Raw genomic sequence first — 18846 nt, 5'->3', positions numbered from 1 at the left:
AGGGACCTGCCTGCCTCAGGCGGTGCGGGCCAGGGCCAGGGTGGGTGCGCTGCGCACCGGCTCGCCCACGGCCACGGTCTGGCGCTCGCGGGCGATGAAGGCGGTGGGCATCGCCGCCTGCATGTCGGCCTCGACGCTGCGCAGCATCGCGTCGGTGTGGCAGGGATGCAGGTGGATGATGGCGAGCGCCTTCACCCCGGCGGCCTGCGCCAGTTCCACGCCCTTCTGCCAGGTCGAGTGGCCCCAGCCCCGGCAGACCGGGTACTCGCCCTCGGTGAACATGCCGTCATAGACCACGAGGTCGGCGTCGCGCACGAAGTCCATCAGGGTCGTGTCCGGCCACGGATCGCTGTGCTCGATGTCGCTGATCACGCAGAGCCGCCGCCCCGCATGCTCGAAGCGGTAGCCCACCGAGCCCTGCGGATGGTTGAGCAGGATCGTGTCGACGGTGGCGCCGTCCGGGAAGGTCAGCCGCTCGCCGGCCTTGAAGCCGTGATGGGCCAGCCGGCAGGGAATGATGTCGAGGGTGACGGGAAACAGCGGCGGCGAGAACAGCCGGTCGAGGGCCGCGGCGGCGCTCTCCCCGTCGAGGTTGCCGCAATAGGTGTTGAGGGTCCGCTCCGGGTCGAGCACCACAGGCTTGAAGAACGGCAGGCCGGCGGTGTGGTCGAGGTGCAGGTGGCTGAAGAGGAGGTCGATCTCCTTGGGCATCGCATCGCGGTGATGGCGGCCGCAGGCATTCAGGCCCGAGCCGGCATCGAGCAGGAACAGCCGCTCGCCACACCGGATCTCGAGGCAGGGCGTGCTGCCGCCGAACTCGGTGTAATCCGGGCCGCTGACGGGCGTCGAACCGCGGACACCCCAGAAGGTCAGGGTGAGGCCGTCATCCGCGAAGGGACGGGAGGAGAAGGTCATCGTTCGATTACCATGTGCCCCGATCCCAACGCGGATCGGGTGCCCTTCGTCGCACCGGCGCGATCCAATCCTCGCTGGTCGGCGACAGGCGGGTGCCGGGATCGAAGTGGAACTGCTCTGAGGTAGTAAGCCGCCCTGCCCCCCGATGTGCGAGCCCGCACATGGCCAGGCGGGGAGACGGCCGGCCCGGAACTTCGTCGGCGAACTGTGTCGGCCCGGCCACCAGCCCGCTCACCGCTGCGCCAGGACATCGATGGCGCCCCGGGCCGGGACGGGCACCGGCAGGGCACCCGACAGGCTGAGGCGAACCAGGCGCGGCCAAGCAACGGGATAGGCCTCCGTCCCCGGGACGGTCGTGGCCAGGGGCGCGAAGAGCGGCGCCGTGCGCTCATAGGCGGGCACGAAGCCCGGCATCCGGGTTCGCGAGAGCGGCGAATCCGGCGCGATCCAGCGCGCCCACACCGCCTCGGCCACCTGGACCGGGCGCGGCCGGGCCGCGATGACCACCACCTCCTGGCCCGCATACGCCAGGGCCTCCGGCCGGCTCACGTCGCCGAGGGAGGCGCCCTTGGCCGCGAGCGCCGCCCAGAACGGGTGCTGCGCCCCGTCGGAATAGGTGGTGCGCACGGCCGCGCTCCCCTCCTCCACCAGGGTGGCGATGCGCGCCTCCTCGGCCCGGCGATAGGCGACGACCTGGGCTTCCCGGGCCGGATCCTTGGCGGGCGCGAAGGCGTAGCGACCGCCGACCACGCTGACGGCCGGCTCCTCGCCGAGCGCGTCGAACCGGTCGGCGCCCTCCTTGAGCTGGCGCCAGAAATCGATGTTCGGATCGGTCCGGTGCCGGGCCATGTTCGCTGCCGTCATCCGGAACGGAAAGGACTGGAACTGGAAGGCGGATTGCCCGCCGGCGAAGGCCTCCCGGGCGATGGCGTAGATCTCGCCGACCACCTGGTCCGTCATGGCAAAGCAGCCCATCGACGAGCAGACCCCGTGGACCATGACGGCCGAGCCGGTGGAGCCGTGGGCCCTGTCGTAGGCGTTGGGGTAGCCAACGTCGAAGGAGAGATAGTAGCGCGAGTTCGGGTTCATCTGGCGCTGGGGCACCGTGTAGAACCCCTCGGGGGTCTGACGATCGCCGCTCTTGCGCTTGGGGCCGAGCTGGCCCGACCAGCGGCAGATCGGGAAGGTCTTCACGTGGACGAAGCGACCGCTGCCGGCCCGCTTCCAGACCTCGATCTCGGATTCCTTCTTGTAGGCCCGGAACAGCACCGGGGCCGCCACCGTGGTGCCCCGCGCCTGCATGAGAGCCAGGGTCGCGGCCGGAATCGGGGCGAAGGCCTTGGACGGCTCGGCGGAGGCGGGCGACGCCGCGATCACGGCGCCGAGGGCCAGGATCGGCATCGCGAGGGCGAGAAGGGCCGACGCCGCGCGGCGGAACGGACCCCGGGACAGGAAGACCATGCGTGGTCCTGAAGAGCGACCCGTCCGCTGGCGGGCGGACGCCCGTGCACGATGCACGCTCTCCTGCCTATCGCATCCCAATGGGGCGGCAATAGGGGAAGGTCCGGGAAAGCCGGGGAAGGCCCGGCCCTCCCCCGCGATCAGGCGGCGAGCACCGTGTTGCGCTCGATGCGCAGCACCGCGTCGAAGGGCTCGACCCCGGCTAGGGCCTCGGCATCCGGCAGGCAGACGATGAGGCCCCGGCCGGCCCGGGCCGCCCGCAGGGCCGCGAGGCGGGCGCGGATCTCGTCGCCCTTCCGGTCCTCCAGGGCGATGGCGATGACGACGATGTCCGGCCGGCGCACGAGGCAGCGGGCGAGGTCGATGGCGATGCGCTCGCGCGGGCCGATCGCGTTCTCGCCGAGGCTGGCGCCGCCCCCGGCGAGGCCGGGCTCGACCCGGCTCTCGAGGCCGAGGCGGTAGACGGCCGGTTCGAGGCCCTCGTCGGCGAGCACCCGGCGCACCAGCGCCCGCACCCGCGCCTCGGCGCCGGCCTCCTCGCCGTTGATGCGGCCGAACAGGATGTTCTCCTCCAGGCTCGCGGCGGCGGTGAGCCGGGCCGGATCGTAGAACTCGACCGTGCCCCGCAGGTTGGCGGGCATCAGGCGCGCGAAGGAGCGGCGGGCATCCACCAGCCGCTCCTCGAAGGCGGCGTCGATGAGGCCGAAGCGGTGCCGCGTCTCGCTGTAGCGCAGGGCGAGGCCGATCAGGCGCTTGCGGTCGCGCTGGCCGGCCGGGCCCCGACGCCAGCCCTTGGCCTCGGGCTGGCGGCCGACGAGATCCTCGAAGAAGCCGCGCTCGGCCGCCGGGAACAGCGAGAACGTCTCGAACAGCGGGTGATCGTCGGGCAGGTCGGCGAAGATCTCGACGAGGCTGCGGGCGACCTGGAGCCCGATCTCCGTGAGGGGCCGGCTGAGGCCCTCCGCCTCCAGCACGGCGCGGAGATACGGGTGCGCCGCGATGTGGTCGGGGGCGAAGGCCGGTCCCACCGCCTCGCCGAAGAGGATGTTCTCGCCCACCGTCGCCTGGTGGTTGTAGCGGGCCGGATCGAAGGGCTCGACCAGGCGGCCGGCCTTGTCGGCGGCGAGCGCCTCGCGGACCGCGTGGCGGGCGGCCACCACGGCCCGGGCGATCTCCGGCTCGGCTGCCGGATCGACGGTGCCTTCCAGGCCGCGCGCATACGCGAAGGCGTCGAGGCCGGTGATCCGCAAGGTGGCGATGAGATCGTCGGGATCGGGCGTCCCGGAGGCGCCGTAGAGGATGTTCTGGCGCAAGGAGCCCTCGATGAGGATGGCCTCGGCCCCCGCCAGGGCGATGCGCCGGGCCCGCGCCTCCGGCTCGAAGGCCCGCAGGTCGATGCCCCCGTAGGTGACCGCGCCGGCGGAGGGTTCGAGCTGCCCGGCCAGGATCGCGGCGAGCACCCGGCTGCCGCTGCCGCGCTCGCCCAGGATGGCGACGTGGCCGGGCATCGGCAGGGTGGCGTCGACGCCGGCGAGCCGCTCGCCGGTGGCCGGATCGTAGGCCCCGACCCCCTGCACCACCAGGGCGCCCGCCTCCGGCAGGGCCGTCACCGTGCCGGGCCGGGCCGGGGCACGGCCCTCCAGGGCCGGCACCGCGACGGCGACGTCGCGGAATGGGCCGGCGAGGGTGCGATGCAGGCTCGCCATCCGCAGGGTCACGGTGAGGGCCACCACCGCGAGGGCGAAGCCGCCGGCGGCGGCCAGCAGGGCCCCGGGCTCCACCGGCTCGGTGGTGCCGTCATGGCCGCGCCACAGGGCCACCGCGACGACGATCGCGGGCAGCAGGATCGCCAGCGCCATGGAGGGCGCGCGGGCATAGGCCAGGGCGGATTCGGAGGCCTCGAGGGCATCGCGGGTGCTCGCGCCCTTAGCGGCGAGGCGCCCGCGCTCGAAGGCGGCGGCCCCGTGCGCCCGCACCGCCGGCATGCGGCGGATCAGGTCGGAGAGGGCCCGCCCGGCGGCCCCGCCGGCCCGGAGGCGCAGGGCGGCCCGGTCCTGCATCCGCCGCTGGATCAGCGCCCGGGCGAGGCCGGCGGCCAGGAGCCCGGCGGCGATCGTGGGCACGAGGCGCGGCGCGGCGAGGCCGGCGAGGACCAGGGCGAGGACGGTGCCGCCGACCGCGAGCGCCGGCACCAGGATCGCCAGGCCGAACAGCGTGTCGAGGCGGGCGAGGAGGTCTCCCATGGCCTGGGCCAGGGCGCGGGCCTCGTCGCGGGCGCCGGGCGGCGCGCGCAGGATCGCCTCGGTGACCCGCCCCTGCAGGGCCGCCACCGTCCGGGTCTGGGCATAGAAGCACAGGCGCGCCACGGCCCAGCCGAGGCCGGCCGAGGCGAGGGCCGCCGCCGCGAGCCCGAGGAAGGCCGCGCGCACGAGTTCGCCGTGAGGCAGGGTCCAGCCGGCGAAGGCCACGAAGGGCCCCTCGGCGGCGGGACGCCAGGGCAGGGCCGCGGCGATCCGCAGGAACGGCCCCGTGGGATCGGTGTCGTGCACCTGCACGCCGACGAGATCCCGCAGGCACAGGAGCGCGAGCAGCGCGAGGGGTCCGCCGAGACCGAGCGCCAGCCCGACCGCGGCGGCATGCTCCCGCCGCGCGGTCCGCCAGGTGAAGGCGATCGGATCGCGGTCCATCGGCACCCTGTCCACGATGCCCCGGAAACGGGGCCCGGGGAGCGGCTTAGAGGATCGTCTCCGGCGGCGAAAGCGCGGGGGCGCACCTCGGCGGGCGCCCGGCCCGTTCTCCGCCACGGGTTCCCGGGTCCGATGGCGCCATAGTGCGGCCTGACGCGTTTGCGCAGGATTGCCGCTCCCGCGGGCAGGAAAATCCTCTAGAGTGGGGTGCCCGGTGCCCCCAGGGGTCCGCCGCCCGCGACCACCGCCCGTCCTCCCACGCGAAGTCCCCCGAACCTCCATGTGCGAACTGCTCGGCATGAGCGCGAACGTCCCCACGGATATCCGCTTCTCCTTCGCCGCCCTGGCGCGGCGCGGGGGCGAGACCGGCCCGCATGCCGACGGCTGGGGCATCAGCTTCTACGAGGGACGCGGTGCCCGCGCCTTCCACGAACCGGAGCCAAGCGCGCAGTCGGAGCTCGCCCGGCTCCTGCGCAGGACGCCGATCAAGAGCCGCATCGTCATCGCCCACGTGCGCAAGGCCAATCGCGGACGGGTGAACCTCGAGAACACCCATCCGTTCAGCCGCGAATTGTGGGGCCGGCGCTGGACCTTCGCGCACAATGGCCAGCTCAAGGGCGTGAAGAAGTGGCCGCTGACCTGGTTCAAGCCGGTGGGCTCGACGGACAGCGAGCATGCCTTCTGCTGGATGCTCGACCAGCTGCAGCAGCGCTGGCCCGATCTGCCGAGCCCGGCGCGCATCGACCGGGCCGTGGCCGACCTCTGCGCCGCGCTGCACGGCCTCGGCGTGTTCAACATGCTCCTGTCGGACAGCCGCACCCTCTATGCCCATTGCGGCAAGCGCCTGTGCTACCTGACCCGCTGCGCCCCCTTCGGCACCGCGACCCTGGTGGACGAGGACTGGCGGGTCGATTTCGCGCAGGAGACCGGGGCGAAGGACGTCGTCACGGTGATCGCCACGAAGGCGCTCACCCGCGACGAGTGCTGGACCGACGTGGAGCGCGGCCATGTGCTCTCCCTGCGCGACGGCGCGGTGCGCATCCTGAAGCCGGCCCAGGCCCCGGGAGCCTCTGCCGAGGGAGACCCTTCCAAGGGAGCCTCCACCCAGGCGATCCCGCGCCCGGAACGGGTCCCGTCCCCCTGCGGCTGTTGATGCGGCGCGGCGCATAACGGCCACGGTTGTCCAGCGGGATGCGTGGCCGGCCCAGATGCGCTACAACGCCCGACATCAGTTGACCACGCGGGTGCTTCTCGGACGCCTCGGGCCGACACGAAACCTGACCGCCCCAGATTACGACGAGCCATGACACGCGACGTGACCGACACCGCCCCCGACGCCCTGTCGGCCTCCTCCGATGGCCGGCCGAACCTATCCTCGAACATCCGCAGCCATCTCGGCGAGCACCTGCGCACGGTCTACGAGCGCCTGGCGCCGGACGAGCAGCCGACCCGCTTCGCCGAGCTGATCGCGCAGCTGGAGGCCGCCCTCAAGGCCCGCGGCGAGGCGATCGAGCCGGAGTTCCGCAACGGCCTGCTCGCGGCCGTGCCGTCCCTGCGGGCCTTCGCCCTGTCGCTGACGAGCAACCCGGCCCGCTCCGACGACCTCGTGCAGGACACCTTGCTGAAGGGCTGGCAGCACCGCGCCCGCTTCCAGCCGGGCACGAACCTGAACGCCTGGCTGTTCACGATCCTGCGCAACATCTTCTACTCGGACCACCGCAAGCGCGTGCGCGAGGTCGAGGACCAGGACGGCTCCTACGCCGCCCGTCTCGCCACCGCCCCGCACCAGGGCGACCGCCTCGACGTCGAGGACCTGCAGACGGCTCTGGGCAAGCTGCCGCCGGACCAGCGCGAGGCGCTGGTGCTCGTCGGCGCCGAGGGCGTCTCCTACGAGGAGGCCGCGGCCATCATGGGCTGCAAGGTCGGCACCGTGAAGAGCCGCGTCAGCCGGGCCCGCGGGCGCCTCGCCGAGCTCCTGGGCTACGACGAGGAGGACCTGAGCTCGGACCGGCTGATCCAGTCGGCCATGCCCAAGGAAGCCTGATCGGACCGGACGGCCGGCCGGGGAAACCGGGGCCGGACGATCCCACCAGCTCGGCTCGGCCCCGAAACTTTCAACGCATCCCTTCCGGGAGTTGGACGTTACTGCCCTGAACCCGGCAGCGCTTCACAGCGTCGCGGGATACTCGTTCAGGAGCTGCACGATGAACTTCAAGACCCTTCTCGCCGTTTCCGCGATCGCCCTCAGCCTGCCCATGGCCGCCCAGGCGCAGGGCCTGGTCCGTGGCGCCGAGCGCGGCGCCCAAGAGGGTGCGGATGCGGCCGGCCCGGTCGGTGCGATCGTCGGCGGCGCCGTCGGTGCGGCCACCGGCACGGTTGGTGGCATCCTCGGCGTCGATGACCGTCCCCGCTTCCGCCAGTACGTCACCCGCGAGCGTCGCTCGTCCTACGACTACAACGGCGATGTCCGCGTCGGCGCCGTGCTGCCGAGCTCGGGTGTGACCTATTACGACGTCCCCGCCGAGTACAACGCCCGCGGCGCCCGCTACACCATCGTCAACGAGCGTCCGGTGCTGGTCGACCGCGGCCATCGCATCGTCGAAGTGATCGACTAAGACGCTCGGCCGCGCCCTCGGCGCGGTGATTGATCGAGGCCTCCGGCGATCCCCTCGCCGGAGGCCTTTGTCTGTCCGGAGCTGTTCATCCCGGTGATCCCCGGAAAATCCCCGGGCGATAGACCGTGCAACACTTCGCGATCTCGGCCGTTACTCTTTCCGGCACGTGTTGCGTGGGTACGAATTTGTCGATGGACGCAAGGGATACCCAGACAATGGCAGACGATTCCACCCTCGACCCCGCCCTTCCCGACCCTGCCCTGCCCGAGCCGGTCCGCGACCATCTCGGCCAGCAGCTGCGGACGGTGTTCGCCACCGGCGAGACGGTTCCGGACTATCTCGGCGATCCGTCCGCCCCGGAGGCGTTCGCGCCCCAGCTGAAGCGGCTCGAGGTGCGGCTGAAGACCCACGAGGAGGGCACGGTCGCGGTCGAGCAGGCCCTCGAGGGCCTGCTGGGCGACCTCGGGGCGGCTCCGAAGCCCGGCGCAGCCCGCTAAGTCGTCAGACCGACGGCTTCGTCGCCAGGATATCGCGGATCTCGGAGAGCAGCTTCACGTCGGCCGGCACTTCGGTCACGGCCTCGGGCTTCGCCTCTTCCTTGCTAACGAGGCGGTTCATCGCCCGGATCACGAGGAACAGCACGAAGGCCACGATGATGAAGTTCAGCGCCACGGTGATGAACTGCCCGTAGCCGATCACGGCGCCCTGCTTCTTCGCGTCGGCATAGGCCGCGCCCTTCTGCACGCTCGACGACAGGGCGATATAGTAGTTCGAGAAGTCGAGCCCACCCGTGATCGCCCCGATCATCGGCATGAACAGGTCCTGCACCGCCGAGGTCACGATGGCCCCGAAGGCGGCGCCGATGATCACGCCGACGGCGAGGTCGACGACATTGCCGCGCAGTGCGAACTTCTTGAACTCCTCGAGCATCGACCCGCCCCCGCCTGCGTCCGACCCGGATCAAGCGTCCGGGCCACGCCGAGCTTAGACGAAGACAACCCGGAAGCGACAGCGGCGCGCGTCAGCTGTCCACGGCCCGATCGTGGGCCGGCCTCGCAGGCTCGGGGAGATCGTCAGAGGCGGTGACCGCCGCGGAGCCCTGCCCCTCCGCCTTGGCGCGGCGGCGATACTGCGCCGCCCCGATCGGCAGGGTGACGAGGTAGCCGAGCGCCAGCGCCACCATCGCCTCGAACGGGAAGCTGATGAACAGGCCGAAGGCCGCCACCACCACGAGGAAGATCGGCAGCACCCAGTCCCGGGGCACGCGCTTGCCCATGGTCTTGCCCGAGAAGGTCGGCACGGTGGAGACCACCAGCAGGGCGATGCAGAGCATGTAGCCGAGCACCACGGGGGCCGCCCAATGCTCCATCGGCAGACCGAGGAAGTTGAGGTAGAGCGGGAGCATGGCCGTGAGGGCGCCCGCGGGCGCCGGCATGCCGACGAAGAAGTCCTTCTTCCAGGCCGGGCGGTTGGGGTCGTCCAGCATCGCGTTGAAGCGGGCGAGCCGCAGCGCCATGGCGATCGCGAAGATCAGCGCGACGATCCAGCCGACCGAGCGCAGCTCCTTCAGGGCGAACCCGTACAGGATCAGTGCCGGCGCGCAGCCGAAATTGACGAAGTCCGCCAGGGAGTCGAGCTCCGCCCCGAAGCGCGAGGTGCCCTTGAGCATCCGGGCCACGCGTCCGTCGATGCCGTCGAGGAAGGCGGCGGCCACGATGGAGATCACCGCGGGCTCGAACTTGCCCTCGAAGGCGAGGCGGATCGCCGTCAACCCGAGGCAGAGCGCCATCAGGGTGATCATGTTCGGCGCGATCATCCGGAACGGCACCGGCTTGAAGCGGCGCGGCCGGGGCTCGTTGGCGTCGGGGGCGAAGGGCGGGAACAGGTCGTCCATGGGAACCCCTCAGATGCGCCGGAACACGCGCTCGGGCCCGCCGCCGAGATCAGCGAGCACAGTCTCGCCCGCCACCGCCTTCTGGCCGAGGCCGACCAGCACGCGGGTGCCGACCGGCAGGTAGACGTCGACCCGCGAGCCGAAGCGGATGAGTCCGAAGCGTTCGCCGACGTTCAGGGTGTCGTTGGCGTGGACCCAGCCGACGATCCGGCGCGCCACCAGCCCGGCGATCTGGACGACGCCGATGCGCAGGGGCTGCCCCTTGTGGGTCGTCTCCATGACGAGGCCGTTGCGCTCGTTGTCGTCGCTGGCCTTGTCGAGCTCGGCGTTGAGGAACAGGCCCGGCGTGTAGTGGATCTGCCCGATCCGGCCCGTCACCGGCACGCGGTTCACGTGGCAGTCGAACACGTTCATGAAGACCGAGACGCGCAGCATCGGCTCCTGCGGCAGATCGAGTTCCGGCGGGGGCAGCACGGTCGAGATCAGATTCACCCGTCCGTCGGCCGGCGAGACCACGAGGCCGTCGCCCACGGGGGTGATCCGCTCGGGATCGCGGAAGAAGTAGCAGACCCACAGGGTCAGGATCAGGAACACCCAGCCGAGGAACTGCGCGAAGTAGGCGCCGATCACCGTCAGCACGATGCCGATGACGATGAAGGGATAGCCCTCCTTGTGGATCGGCACGAGCGTCCGGCGAATCGTCTCGAGGAGGTCGGTCATGAGGGCTCAGGACTGCTTTCGTCTGGTGGGCGCCCCCGGAAGGCTCCCTGGGCAGGGGCCCCCTCATAAGGCACGGAGCGGCGTCCGTCATACGGTTTCGGATCAGGGACGCCCGAGGCATCCCATCGCGGTTTCGGATCGGGGACGCGCAGCGTTCCGCCCGCGCACCGGCGACGGGACCTCAGCCATCGGCCTGGACGAGGGGCGGCAGGCGCGACAGCCGCAGGGCGATCGCCAGCGCGAGGCCGTAGAGGGTCGCGAAGAACACCACCACGCCGATCCAGCCCCCTTGGGCGAAGAACCAGCCGCCGGCGGTGCCGAGCACCGAGGAGCCGAGATAGTACAGGCATAGGTAGATCGACGAGGCCTGGGCCCGGTCGCGCAAGGCCCGGCGCCCGACCCAGCTGCTGGCCACGGAATGCGCGCCGAAGAAACCGACGGTGACGAGGACGATGCCGAGGATGATCAGCCCGAGATGGGCGGAGAGCGTCAGGGTCACCCCCGCGAGGCCCAGGAGGATGGCGAGCCACAGCACCTTGCGCCGTCCGAGCCGGCTCGCGATCTCGCCCGTCAGGGCCGAGGAGACGGTACCGAACAGGTAGACGACGAAGATCGCCCCGATGGCGCTCTGGCTGAGGGAGAAGGGCGGATCGAGCAGGCGAAAGCCGATGTAGTTGTAGATGCAGACGAAGCCGCCCATCAGCAGGAAGGCCTCCGCGAACAGCCAGGGCAGACCGGGATCGCGGAAGTGCTGACCGAAGGTACCCGGCACCTCGCGCCAGCGCATCCGGTTCGCCCGGAAGCGCCGCGAATCCGGCAGCAGGTAGACGAAGGCGATGGCTGCGACGAGCGCGAGCACGCCGATGGTGCCGAAGCCCCAGCGCCAGGAGGCATGGTCGGCGATGATGCCGGCGAGCAGGCGGCCGACCATGCCGCCGGCCGCGTTCCCGCCGATGAGCAGGCCCATCGAGAGACCGATGGCGCGCCCGTGCATCTCTTCGCCGAGATAGGCCATCGCCACGGCCGGCAGGCCGGAGGCGGCAAGCCCCGTCAGGGCGCGCAGGGCGAGGAAGCCATGCCAGCTCGGCACCAGGACGGCGACGATGGTGAGGAGCGCCGAGGCGAACAGCGAGGCCACCATGATCGGCTTGCGACCCCAGACCTCCGAGAGGGGGCTGACCACGAGAAGCGCGATCGCCAGCATGGCGCAGGGCAGCGACAGGGCGAGACTGCTCTCGGCCGGTGAGACCGCGAAATCGTCGGCGAAGATCGGGAGCAGCGGCTGCACGCCGTAGAGCACCGCGAAGGTGGAGAACCCGGCGGCCCCCAGCGCGATGGCGGTGCGGCGGAAGGCCGGGGTTCCGGCCTCGATCAATCGCGGGCTCGCTTCGTCCAGCCGCGCCTGCGACTCATCCATGCCGGCTCCTGTCCCGGGCCGGCTCGCCGGAGCCGGACCCTGTCACGTCCGGCGGATATAGGCCGGACCCGCGGGGCGGGAAACCGGCTCCGCCGCGGTGTTCCGCGCAAGGCCCTCCCGCAGGGCATGAGCGGGAGGGCGCGAGGCAGACGACATCGTGGTGTGGAAACGCGCGGGGGCGGCCGATGCCGATCCGGCACCGGCCGCACCACGCCTAGCGCGGCGGGGGCGCCGCCTCGCTCTGCTGCTGCTGGATCAGCGGCGTGATGCGCCGGACGGTGACACGACGGTTCTCGCGCGAGGCGTTCTGGGTGTTCACCTTCAGGTTCTGCTCGCCGTAACCCTGGGTGGTCAGGTTCTCGGGAGGCACCTGGAAGTTCTGGGTCAGAACGGTGGCCACCGATTGCGCGCGGCGGTCGGAGAGCGAGAGGTTGTCGATGTCGGAGCCCACCGCATCGGTGTAGCCCTCGATCAGGAAGACCTCCTGCGGGTTGGCCTTGATCGCCCGGTTCATCGCCGCCGCGATGGTGGAGAGGCGGGCGGCCTGGTCCGGCGTCACCGTGAACGATCCGGTGTCGAAGTTGATCGTGTCGATGTCGACGCTGCGCATGCGGGCCCGCAGTTGCGGGCTGTAGCGCACCTGATCGAGCGTGTAGCGCCGGTCCACCGCCACCACCGGCGGAGCCGAGAGGGCCTCGTAGACGGTACGCTCGTCGGCGCCGTCGTAATCGACGATGTAGCGATCCCGCGGGATGCGGATATCCGGCGGCGGCAACTCGACGACGTCCTCGTAGATCGGCCGCGCGACGCCGCCGCCGAAGCTGTTGTCGATGATGACGACCTCGCGCCCGTCGCGGAAGCGGCGGGAGCGGCGAACGAGGCGGCCGTCATCGTCCACGATGGTGACGATCTGCTCGCCACCGGGCCGGTCGAGATACGTGATGGTGTCGCCGCCGCGGCGCTCGCTGCGATAGGCGCGCCGGTCGAGGTCGCGGAAGCGCTCGTTCTCGTCGTGGCGGATGAAGTAAGTGTCGCGGTCGCGCACGATGATGCGGCCGGGCTCGCGGATATAGGTCCGGCCCCCTTCCGAGAACTCGCGGCGGTCGCGACGCACCTGATCGTAATCGCGCACATCGTCATCGTCCCGGAAGCCGCCCGGGACGTATCCAGGCCGCCCCGGCGCGTTGAAGCCGCTGCGCGCGTCGCGGCGCTCGAAGGCGTCGCGCCGCTCGCGATCCTCCCGACGTTCATCGATGCCGCGGTCGTCGCGACGGGCGTCGCCGGGCCGGAGATCGGGTCGGCCCGCGTCGTCGCGGCCGGGGCCGTTCCGATCGGGTCCGTCGCGGCGCAGGTCACGGGTCCCGGAATCCCTGGCAGACGGATCCCTGGCAGACGGATCCCTTGGATCCCGCGCACCCGGGTTCGGGCCGTCCCGATCCGGCCGGGCATCGGCGGGGTTAGCCCCCGCGCCCGGGCGTCCGTCGGGACGCGGCGCGTCCGGGTTCGGGGCGCCCGGCGGGACGAAGGGACGGCCCGGGACACCGGGCCGGGCATTGGGCGCGACGGCGCCGGGCTGACCGGGCTGCGGGGCGGGCGGCGTCGGCTGACCGGGAGCACGCGGCTCGCCGGGGGCATTCGGGCGGCCCGGCTGGGCGGTGCCCGGCACGTTCGGATTGGCGGGGTTGGCCGGGTTGCGTGTCTCGGGCGCGTTCGGCGCCGGGGCTTGTGCCGGGACGGGAGCCTGGGTTGGAGAAGGGGCAGGAGCCTGGGCAGGAGCCTGGGCCGGGGCCTGGCGCTGCTGTGCGGGCGCCGGACGGCTCGGCTCCGGGACGGCGGGGCGCTCGGGCGTGTTCGGCCGCTCGGGGGTGCGCTCGCGGGCGGCCGGCGGAGGCGACGGACGCTCCCCGGGTGCATCGGCACCGGGCGCGCGGCGCTGCGGCGCCTGGTCCCGATCCGGACCGGGGGCACGCTCGTCGCGGGCGGGACGCTCCTGGCGCGGCTCCGGACGATCCGGGCGGGCGGCGGGACGCTCGGCCGGCGCGGCCGGCGCCCGTTCCTGACGCTCTTGGCGCTCCTGACGAGGCTCGGGCCGCTCCTGACGCGGAGCCGGCCGTTCCGGACGGGGCTCGGGGCGCTCCTGACGAGGTTCCGGCCGCTCCTGGCGAGGCTCGGGACGGGGAGCCGGTCGCTCCTGACGAGGCTCGGGGCGCTCCTGTCGGGGTTCCGGCCGCTCCTGGCGCGGCTCCGGCCGTTCACGTCCACCGCCGGGCGGTCCGCCGCGCGGACCTTCGGCCCCTCCCCCCCGGGGTCCTTCGCCCCGCGGCCCCTCGCCCGGCCCGGCTTGGGCGAGCTGGGCTTGCGCCAGCAGGATGGTGCCGCCCTGTGCGGAATCCTGACGGGCCAGGCTCGGGCCGGAGAGGATCAGGGCGGGCAGGACCGTGCTGGTCAGGAGAAGGTGGCGGATGCTCCGCATCGAAGGTCACTCACGTCGTTGATGAGGCCTTCGGAACAGAATGTGAGCGGGATGGTTCCCGTTTTTCGGCCGCGCGGCGTCGGCTGTCCCCTCAGGGGGACCCCGGCCGGGCGGCGGTCGAGAACAGGTTCGGGGCGATGATGCGCACCGGCTGGCGCTCCTCGCCCGCCCCCGGCGCGACCGCCGCGGCGGCGGCCGGCTCCGGCGACGCGGGCCCATCGGAGGCGACGCCGGCCGTGCGGGTGGCGGCGTCAGCGGCAAGGCCGGCGGCGGTCTTGTCGGCCCGGCCCACCAGGGTCAGGCGGACCTTCGGCGGCCGCGACAGGGCTTCGGCCTGCATCGGCGTGACGAAGATGTCGCCCTTGTGCCGCACCAGCATGCTCTCGGCCTTGACCAGCGACTGGGCCCAGCTCTGCCCCTCGCGCTTGCACGAGCAGTTCGGCGTGAACGCGGTGCGGAACTTGAAGGCGTTGGGCAGGGCCGTGTAGGCCCGGCTCCCCTTCACGGTGGCGGCCTGCTTCAGGGCCTCGTCGCCGTGCGGCATCGAATAGGCGGCGGCCTCGGCCCCCGGGCAGAGCGCCTGGCAGAGTTCGTCGGCGCCCTCGCGCCCGTCGGGCAGGTTGGTCATCGGGAAGTAGGCGCCGTCGCAGCTGCGCACGCAGATCACCTGCGCGCCGCCCCGCGCTCGCGCCTCGCCCGGACTCCCCTCCGCCTTGATCAGGCTGCGGCTCGCCGCATCCGTGCAGGCGGCGGCGATCGCCTCGGTGAGCTGCTGCCGGCGGGCGGCCGTCACCTCGCCGTTCTCGGCGCCGTAGCCGGCGTTGAGCGCGCGGATGCGCTGCTCCACCGCGCCGCATTGCGGGGGGCGCGAATCGAAGAAGAGGAACCGCCCGCCCTCGCAGTTCAGGGTGCGATAATAGGCATTGAGGCGGCCGATCTCGTTCTGCAATGCCCGCGCGGTGCTGGCCCCGTCGCTGAGGCCGGCGAGTTCGGAGCGATAGCGCAGGCAGGCGGAGGTCTGCGCCTCGGCGATACCCGTCAGGGTGGTGACGGCGAGGAGGCCGGCGAGTCCTCGGACGAGCGTGCGGATCTGGGAGGGGATCAGCGGCATGGCCTGATTGCAATGGATGGCGGGACGCCGCCGCGCGACGCTCCCCCCGAAGGGAGCTTCAACGAAGCGGAGGCGAACGGGCTCAACACAAGTTCATTAGCGACCCTCGCACGACCGCGACACCCTTCCCACATCCGCCCGGAACAAACTGAGGGGAATGATACGATGATGTGGCTTCGGGGTCTCACAGGCTGCGCGCTGGCGCTGGGGCTCGGCCTCGCCGCACAATCAGCGCGCGCGGACGATGCGGACCGCATCTTCGACAAGTCGACCGTGTGGCGACCGCTGACACCCAACGACAAGCTCGTGGTCTACGGGATCGACGATCCGTCGGTGGCCGGGGTGGCCTGCTGGTACACGCAGCCGGAGAAGGGCGGCATCAAGGGCACCCTCGGCCTCGCGGAAGACGTCTCCGACATCTCCCTCGCCTGCCGTCAGGTCGGCCCGGTGCAGTTCAAGGGCAAGTTCAAGCAGGGCGAAGTGGTCTTCAGCGAGCGCCGCTCGCTGATCTTCAAGTCGATGCAGATCGTGCGCGGCTGCGATACGAAGCGCAATACGCTGATCTACATGGTCTACTCGGACAAGGTGATCCAGGGCTCGCCCAAGAACTCCACCTCGGCCGTGCCGCTGATGCCCTGGGGCACCGAGGCGCCGCCGCGCTGCGACGCGTTCATGGACAAGTAGGCCGCATGGACAAGTAGGCCGCACGGAGAAGTAGGCCGCGTCAGGAAGCAGGCCGGAAGGCCGGGCCGCCGCGCGACGGGGCGGCCCGGCCTGCGGATCAATCCTGACAGGTGATTCGGATCGGGCGCTCGGCGGGCTTCGCCACCGGGGCCGGTGGGATCGCGCCGGTGTATTCTTCCTGGGCGGCGACGCCGAAGGAGCCGGCGGAGGCGAAGCCCTGCGCTTCGCACCAGGCATTGGCCACCACCTGACCGCAGGCGCTCTCGCCGTTGGTGAGGCAGTCGCCGACGCCGTACCCTTCGCTCGACGGGATCAGGAACGTCTTCTCGACGGTGCCGGGGGCCTTGGCCGGGCTCTCGCCATCGGAGGCCAGGACACCGTGGGCGGTGAGGGCGAGAGCGAGAAGAGCGCCGATACTGGCGGCCGCGCGGCGCATGGGCAGAACCTTGCTGATGTCGGAAGCGTATGGGGCGAAAATTTCACGGCACCGGGTTAACAAACCCTTTCGCCGTGTCGTCGTTTTCGAGGCCGCCGTGTCCGAGGCGTCCCGATCCGGCGGCGTTCTCGAATTGCTCATGGTTTTGGGGTAGCGCAGGACGGGCGGCCCGGCCGTCGCCTTCGCGCAACAGGGCCCCGGGCGGAACGCGGCGACGGTGTGGCAGGGGTTTGGGTGCGCTGCGGCAAAAGCTGCGCGAAACCAACGCGCTGCGGTGTTTCAGGGACGGACGGGTCCGGATGGAGGCCCGGGACGTAAGGAAAGTTTCATGGCCTCGATGTTGCGGCTCTACAATACGCTGACCCGCGAGAAGGCCGCCTTCACGCCGATCGATCCGACGAACGTGCGGATGTATGCCTGCGGCCCCACCGTCTACGACGCGGCCCATATCGGCAACGCCCGGCCGATCATCGTCTTCGACCTGCTGTTCCGCCTGCTGCGCCAGCTCTACGGCGCCCCCCACGTCACCTACGCCCGCAACGTCACGGACGTGGACGACAAGATCAACGCCCGCGCCGCCGAGCGCGGCATCAGCATCCGCGAACTCACCGACGGCACCCTGAAGGCCTTCCACGCCGACATCCGCGAACTCGGCGTGCTGATGCCGGAAGACGTCAACGTGCCGGGCGAGCGCCCGCGCTTCGTCGAGCCGCGGGCCACCGACCACATCGCCGAGATGCACACCATCATCGCCGGCCTGGTGGATCGCGGCCACGCCTACGTGGCGGACGGCCACGTGCTCTTCGACGTGCCCTCGATGCCCGAATACGGCGCTCTCTCGAAGCGTCCCCTCGACGAGATGGAGGCGGGCGCCCGCGTCGAGGTCGCGCCCTACAAGCGCTCGCCCCTCGACTTCGTGCTCTGGAAGCCCTCGAAGGCCGGCGAGCCCTCCTGGCCCTCCCCCTGCGGGGTCGCCGAACCGGGCCGGCCGGGCTGGCACATCGAGTGCTCGGCGATGTCGTGGAAGCATCTCGGCGAGCGCTTCGACATCCATGCCGGCGGCATCGACCTCATCTTCCCCCACCACGAGAACGAGGTCGCGCAGTCGCGCTGCTGCTTCGGCACCGACGTGATGGCCGACGTCTGGCTCCACAACGGCTTCCTCCAGGTGGAGGGGGAGAAGATGTCGAAGTCGCTGGGCAACTTCATCACCATCCGGGACGTGCTGAAGGATTGGCCCGGCGAGGTCGCACGCCTCGCCATGCTGAAGACCCATTACCGCCAGCCGATCGACTGGACCCTGCGCGGCCTGGAGGAAGCGGCCCGGATGCTCGACCGCTGGTACGGGGTCGTCGGCGACGTGGCCGCGGCCGCGGCGATCCCGGAGGGCGTGCGCGAGCCGCTCCTCGACGACCTCAACACCGCGGCGGCGCTCGCCGAGCTGCACCGCCTCGACGATCCGGCGGCGCTGAAGGCCGGGGCGAACCTCCTCGGCCTGCTCACCCATACGAAGTCGGTGCGCGACCAGGGCACCATCCGGGCGGCCGGCGTCGACGTCGCCCGGGTGGAGGCCCTGATCGCGGACCGGCGCGCGGCCCGGGCCGCCAAGGACTGGGCCGCCTCGGACCGGATCCGCGACGAGTTGCTGGCGATGGGCGTCGCCGTGAAGGACGGCAAGGACGGGACGACCTGGAGCGTGGCGACCTGAACCGGGCCGCCACCGGCGAGCCTCCGCCTCAGAACCGCTCCGCCACCAGGGCCTCGGCGGCGGGCGCTGGCGGGACCGATCCGGCCGCGTCCCGCAGGAGGCCGACCACGTCGGCCGCCTCGGTGGCTACGAGGTAGCTCAGGTCGAGCCCTTCGCGGATGAAGCCCTGCCCCCGCATGTGGTCGAGGAGCGTCAGAAGCGGCGTCCAGAAATCCGCCACCGAGAGCAGAAGGATCGGCTTGTTGTGCTGGCCGAGCTGCGCCCAGGTGAGCTGCTCCACCAGTTCCTCCAGGGTGCCGATGCCGCCCGGCAGGGCCACGAAGGCGTCGGAGCGCTCGAACATCAGCCGCTTGCGGGTGTGCATGTCCTCGACGACGATGGTTTCCTGGATCTCGTCGAGCATGCGCTCGCGCGACTTCAGGAAGTCGGGAATGATGCCGGTGACGTGGCCGCCATTCTCGAGGACCGCCCGGGCGACGGTGCCCATCAGGCCGACATTGCCGCCGCCATAGACCAGGCCGATCCCGGCCTCCGCCAGGGCTTTGCCCAGGGTCACGGCCGCGGCCGTGAAGGCCGGGTCGCCGCCGAAGCCCGAGCCGCAATAGACGCAGACCGTCCTTACCGGAGCCATGCCGGGCCTCCCTGATGCGCCGCGGCCGGGACCCGTACGCCGCGGTCCACGGGCCAAACTGCTGATTTTACGGAGGATCCGGCCGTGATCCGGC

The 18846-nt window shown here is 71.6% G+C and carries 17 protein-coding genes; 6 read left to right on the top strand and 11 right to left on the bottom strand.

Features of this window, described 5'->3' with window-relative positions; translation table 11 throughout:
* Positions 1-15: 15 nt before the first annotated feature.
* The 3 genes from AC1MGR_RS02655 to AC1MGR_RS02645 all read right to left on the bottom strand — a co-directional run bounded on the left by AC1MGR_RS02655 (position 16) and on the right by AC1MGR_RS02645 (position 5063).
* Positions 16-915, bottom strand: coding sequence for an MBL fold metallo-hydrolase (locus AC1MGR_RS02655; RefSeq protein WP_108036958.1), 900 nt, complete (start codon positions 913-915; stop codon positions 16-18).
* 231 nt (positions 916-1146) lie between these two features.
* Complete coding sequence (locus tag AC1MGR_RS02650) at positions 1147-2376, bottom strand: L,D-transpeptidase family protein (protein ID WP_480233555.1); 1230 nt, start codon at positions 2374-2376, stop codon at positions 1147-1149.
* A gap of 140 nt (positions 2377-2516) precedes the next feature.
* Positions 2517-5063, bottom strand: a complete 2547-nt coding sequence (locus tag AC1MGR_RS02645) for an ABC transporter ATP-binding protein (protein WP_480233554.1) — start codon at positions 5061-5063, stop codon at positions 2517-2519.
* 280 nt (positions 5064-5343) lie between these two features.
* On the opposite strand from AC1MGR_RS02645, the gene AC1MGR_RS02640 reads away from it, so the two are divergent.
* The 4 genes from AC1MGR_RS02640 to AC1MGR_RS02625 all read left to right on the top strand — a co-directional run bounded on the left by AC1MGR_RS02640 (position 5344) and on the right by AC1MGR_RS02625 (position 8175).
* Positions 5344-6216 carry a class II glutamine amidotransferase gene (locus AC1MGR_RS02640; RefSeq protein WP_480233553.1) on the top strand — a complete coding sequence of 291 codons (873 nt, stop codon included), beginning with the start codon at positions 5344-5346 and terminating at the stop codon, positions 6214-6216.
* A 150-nt stretch (positions 6217-6366) separates the two neighbouring features.
* Positions 6367-7107, top strand: a complete 741-nt coding sequence (locus tag AC1MGR_RS02635) for a sigma-70 family RNA polymerase sigma factor (RefSeq protein ID WP_108036962.1) — start codon at positions 6367-6369, stop codon at positions 7105-7107.
* Between the two features lie 160 nt (positions 7108-7267).
* Entirely contained in the window at positions 7268-7678 is a 411-nt protein-coding gene (locus tag AC1MGR_RS02630) for a DUF1236 domain-containing protein (protein ID WP_108036964.1), read from the top strand.
* Between the two features lie 215 nt (positions 7679-7893).
* A complete protein-coding gene (locus tag AC1MGR_RS02625; RefSeq protein WP_480233552.1) occupies positions 7894-8175 on the top strand; it encodes a hypothetical protein in 282 nt (93 codons plus the stop codon).
* A 4-nt stretch (positions 8176-8179) separates the two neighbouring features.
* Here the strand turns inward: AC1MGR_RS02625 and mscL are convergent, their stop codons facing one another.
* From mscL to AC1MGR_RS02595, 6 genes are all read right to left on the bottom strand, one after another.
* Entirely contained in the window at positions 8180-8608 is a 429-nt protein-coding gene (mscL, locus tag AC1MGR_RS02620; protein WP_480233551.1) for a large conductance mechanosensitive channel protein MscL, read from the bottom strand.
* Between the two features lie 91 nt (positions 8609-8699).
* Positions 8700-9572: a CDP-alcohol phosphatidyltransferase family protein gene (locus tag AC1MGR_RS02615; protein WP_480233550.1), complete on the bottom strand. Its 873-nt coding sequence runs from the start codon at positions 9570-9572 to the stop codon at positions 8700-8702.
* A 9-nt stretch (positions 9573-9581) separates the two neighbouring features.
* Positions 9582-10292: a phosphatidylserine decarboxylase gene (locus tag AC1MGR_RS02610; RefSeq protein ID WP_108036972.1), complete on the bottom strand. Its 711-nt coding sequence runs from the start codon at positions 10290-10292 to the stop codon at positions 9582-9584.
* Between the two features lie 181 nt (positions 10293-10473).
* Positions 10474-11709, bottom strand: a complete 1236-nt coding sequence (locus tag AC1MGR_RS02605; protein ID WP_480233549.1) for an MFS transporter — start codon at positions 11707-11709, stop codon at positions 10474-10476.
* Between the two features lie 214 nt (positions 11710-11923).
* Positions 11924-14182, bottom strand: a complete 2259-nt coding sequence (locus AC1MGR_RS02600) for an OmpA family protein (protein ID WP_480233548.1) — start codon at positions 14180-14182, stop codon at positions 11924-11926.
* Between the two features lie 91 nt (positions 14183-14273).
* On the bottom strand, positions 14274-15293 hold the full coding sequence (locus AC1MGR_RS02595) for a DUF2865 domain-containing protein (RefSeq protein WP_108036975.1): 1020 nt from the start codon (positions 15291-15293) through the stop codon (positions 14274-14276).
* Positions 15294-15458: 165 nt separating this feature from the next.
* Between AC1MGR_RS02595 and AC1MGR_RS02590 the strand changes: the two genes are divergently transcribed.
* Positions 15459-15977, top strand: coding sequence for a CreA family protein (locus AC1MGR_RS02590; protein WP_480233547.1), 519 nt, complete (start codon positions 15459-15461; stop codon positions 15975-15977).
* A gap of 97 nt (positions 15978-16074) precedes the next feature.
* On the opposite strand, the gene AC1MGR_RS02585 is transcribed toward AC1MGR_RS02590, so the two are convergent.
* Positions 16075-16413 carry a hypothetical protein gene (locus tag AC1MGR_RS02585; RefSeq protein ID WP_480233546.1) on the bottom strand — a complete coding sequence of 113 codons (339 nt, stop codon included), beginning with the start codon at positions 16411-16413 and terminating at the stop codon, positions 16075-16077.
* Between the two features lie 328 nt (positions 16414-16741).
* On the opposite strand from AC1MGR_RS02585, the gene cysS reads away from it, so the two are divergent.
* Positions 16742-18121, top strand: coding sequence for a cysteine--tRNA ligase (gene cysS / locus AC1MGR_RS02580; protein ID WP_480233545.1), 1380 nt, complete (start codon positions 16742-16744; stop codon positions 18119-18121).
* Between the two features lie 28 nt (positions 18122-18149).
* Here cysS and AC1MGR_RS02575 read toward each other — a convergent pair whose 3' ends face one another.
* Positions 18150-18752, bottom strand: a complete 603-nt coding sequence (locus AC1MGR_RS02575; RefSeq protein WP_108036981.1) for a TIGR00730 family Rossman fold protein — start codon at positions 18750-18752, stop codon at positions 18150-18152.
* Between the last annotated feature and the right edge of the window lie 94 nt (positions 18753-18846).

It is taken from the genome of Methylobacterium sp. BI1, assembly GCF_056680125.1.
This window is presented reverse-complemented; position numbering and strand designations above follow the sequence as displayed.

Bases quoted from the DNA above. Each gene is read 5' to 3' on its own strand.
- AC1MGR_RS02610 (WP_108036972.1), bottom strand. From the start codon at position 10,292: ATGACCGACCTCCTCGAGACGATTCGCCGGACGCTCGTGCCGATCCAC.
- AC1MGR_RS02645 (WP_480233554.1), bottom strand. From the start codon at position 5,063: ATGGACCGCGATCCGATCGCCTTCACCTGGCGGACCGCGCGGCGGGAG.
- AC1MGR_RS02595 (WP_108036975.1), bottom strand. From the start codon at position 15,293: ATGCCGCTGATCCCCTCCCAGATCCGCACGCTCGTCCGAGGACTCGCC.
- AC1MGR_RS02625 (WP_480233552.1), top strand. From the start codon at position 7,894: ATGGCAGACGATTCCACCCTCGACCCCGCCCTTCCCGACCCTGCCCTG.
- AC1MGR_RS02655 (WP_108036958.1), bottom strand. From the start codon at position 915: ATGACCTTCTCCTCCCGTCCCTTCGCGGATGACGGCCTCACCCTGACC.
- AC1MGR_RS02650 (WP_480233555.1), bottom strand. From the start codon at position 2,376: ATGGTCTTCCTGTCCCGGGGTCCGTTCCGCCGCGCGGCGTCGGCCCTT.
- AC1MGR_RS02590 (WP_480233547.1), top strand. From the start codon at position 15,459: ATGATGTGGCTTCGGGGTCTCACAGGCTGCGCGCTGGCGCTGGGGCTC.
- AC1MGR_RS02575 (WP_108036981.1), bottom strand. From the start codon at position 18,752: ATGGCTCCGGTAAGGACGGTCTGCGTCTATTGCGGCTCGGGCTTCGGC.
- AC1MGR_RS02605 (WP_480233549.1), bottom strand. From the start codon at position 11,709: ATGGATGAGTCGCAGGCGCGGCTGGACGAAGCGAGCCCGCGATTGATC.
- AC1MGR_RS02600 (WP_480233548.1), bottom strand. From the start codon at position 14,182: ATGCGGAGCATCCGCCACCTTCTCCTGACCAGCACGGTCCTGCCCGCC.
- AC1MGR_RS02585 (WP_480233546.1), bottom strand. From the start codon at position 16,413: ATGCGCCGCGCGGCCGCCAGTATCGGCGCTCTTCTCGCTCTCGCCCTC.
- AC1MGR_RS02630 (WP_108036964.1), top strand. From the start codon at position 7,268: ATGAACTTCAAGACCCTTCTCGCCGTTTCCGCGATCGCCCTCAGCCTG.
- cysS (WP_480233545.1), top strand. From the start codon at position 16,742: ATGGCCTCGATGTTGCGGCTCTACAATACGCTGACCCGCGAGAAGGCC.
- AC1MGR_RS02635 (WP_108036962.1), top strand. From the start codon at position 6,367: ATGACACGCGACGTGACCGACACCGCCCCCGACGCCCTGTCGGCCTCC.
- AC1MGR_RS02640 (WP_480233553.1), top strand. From the start codon at position 5,344: ATGTGCGAACTGCTCGGCATGAGCGCGAACGTCCCCACGGATATCCGC.
- mscL (WP_480233551.1), bottom strand. From the start codon at position 8,608: ATGCTCGAGGAGTTCAAGAAGTTCGCACTGCGCGGCAATGTCGTCGAC.
- AC1MGR_RS02615 (WP_480233550.1), bottom strand. From the start codon at position 9,572: ATGGACGACCTGTTCCCGCCCTTCGCCCCCGACGCCAACGAGCCCCGG.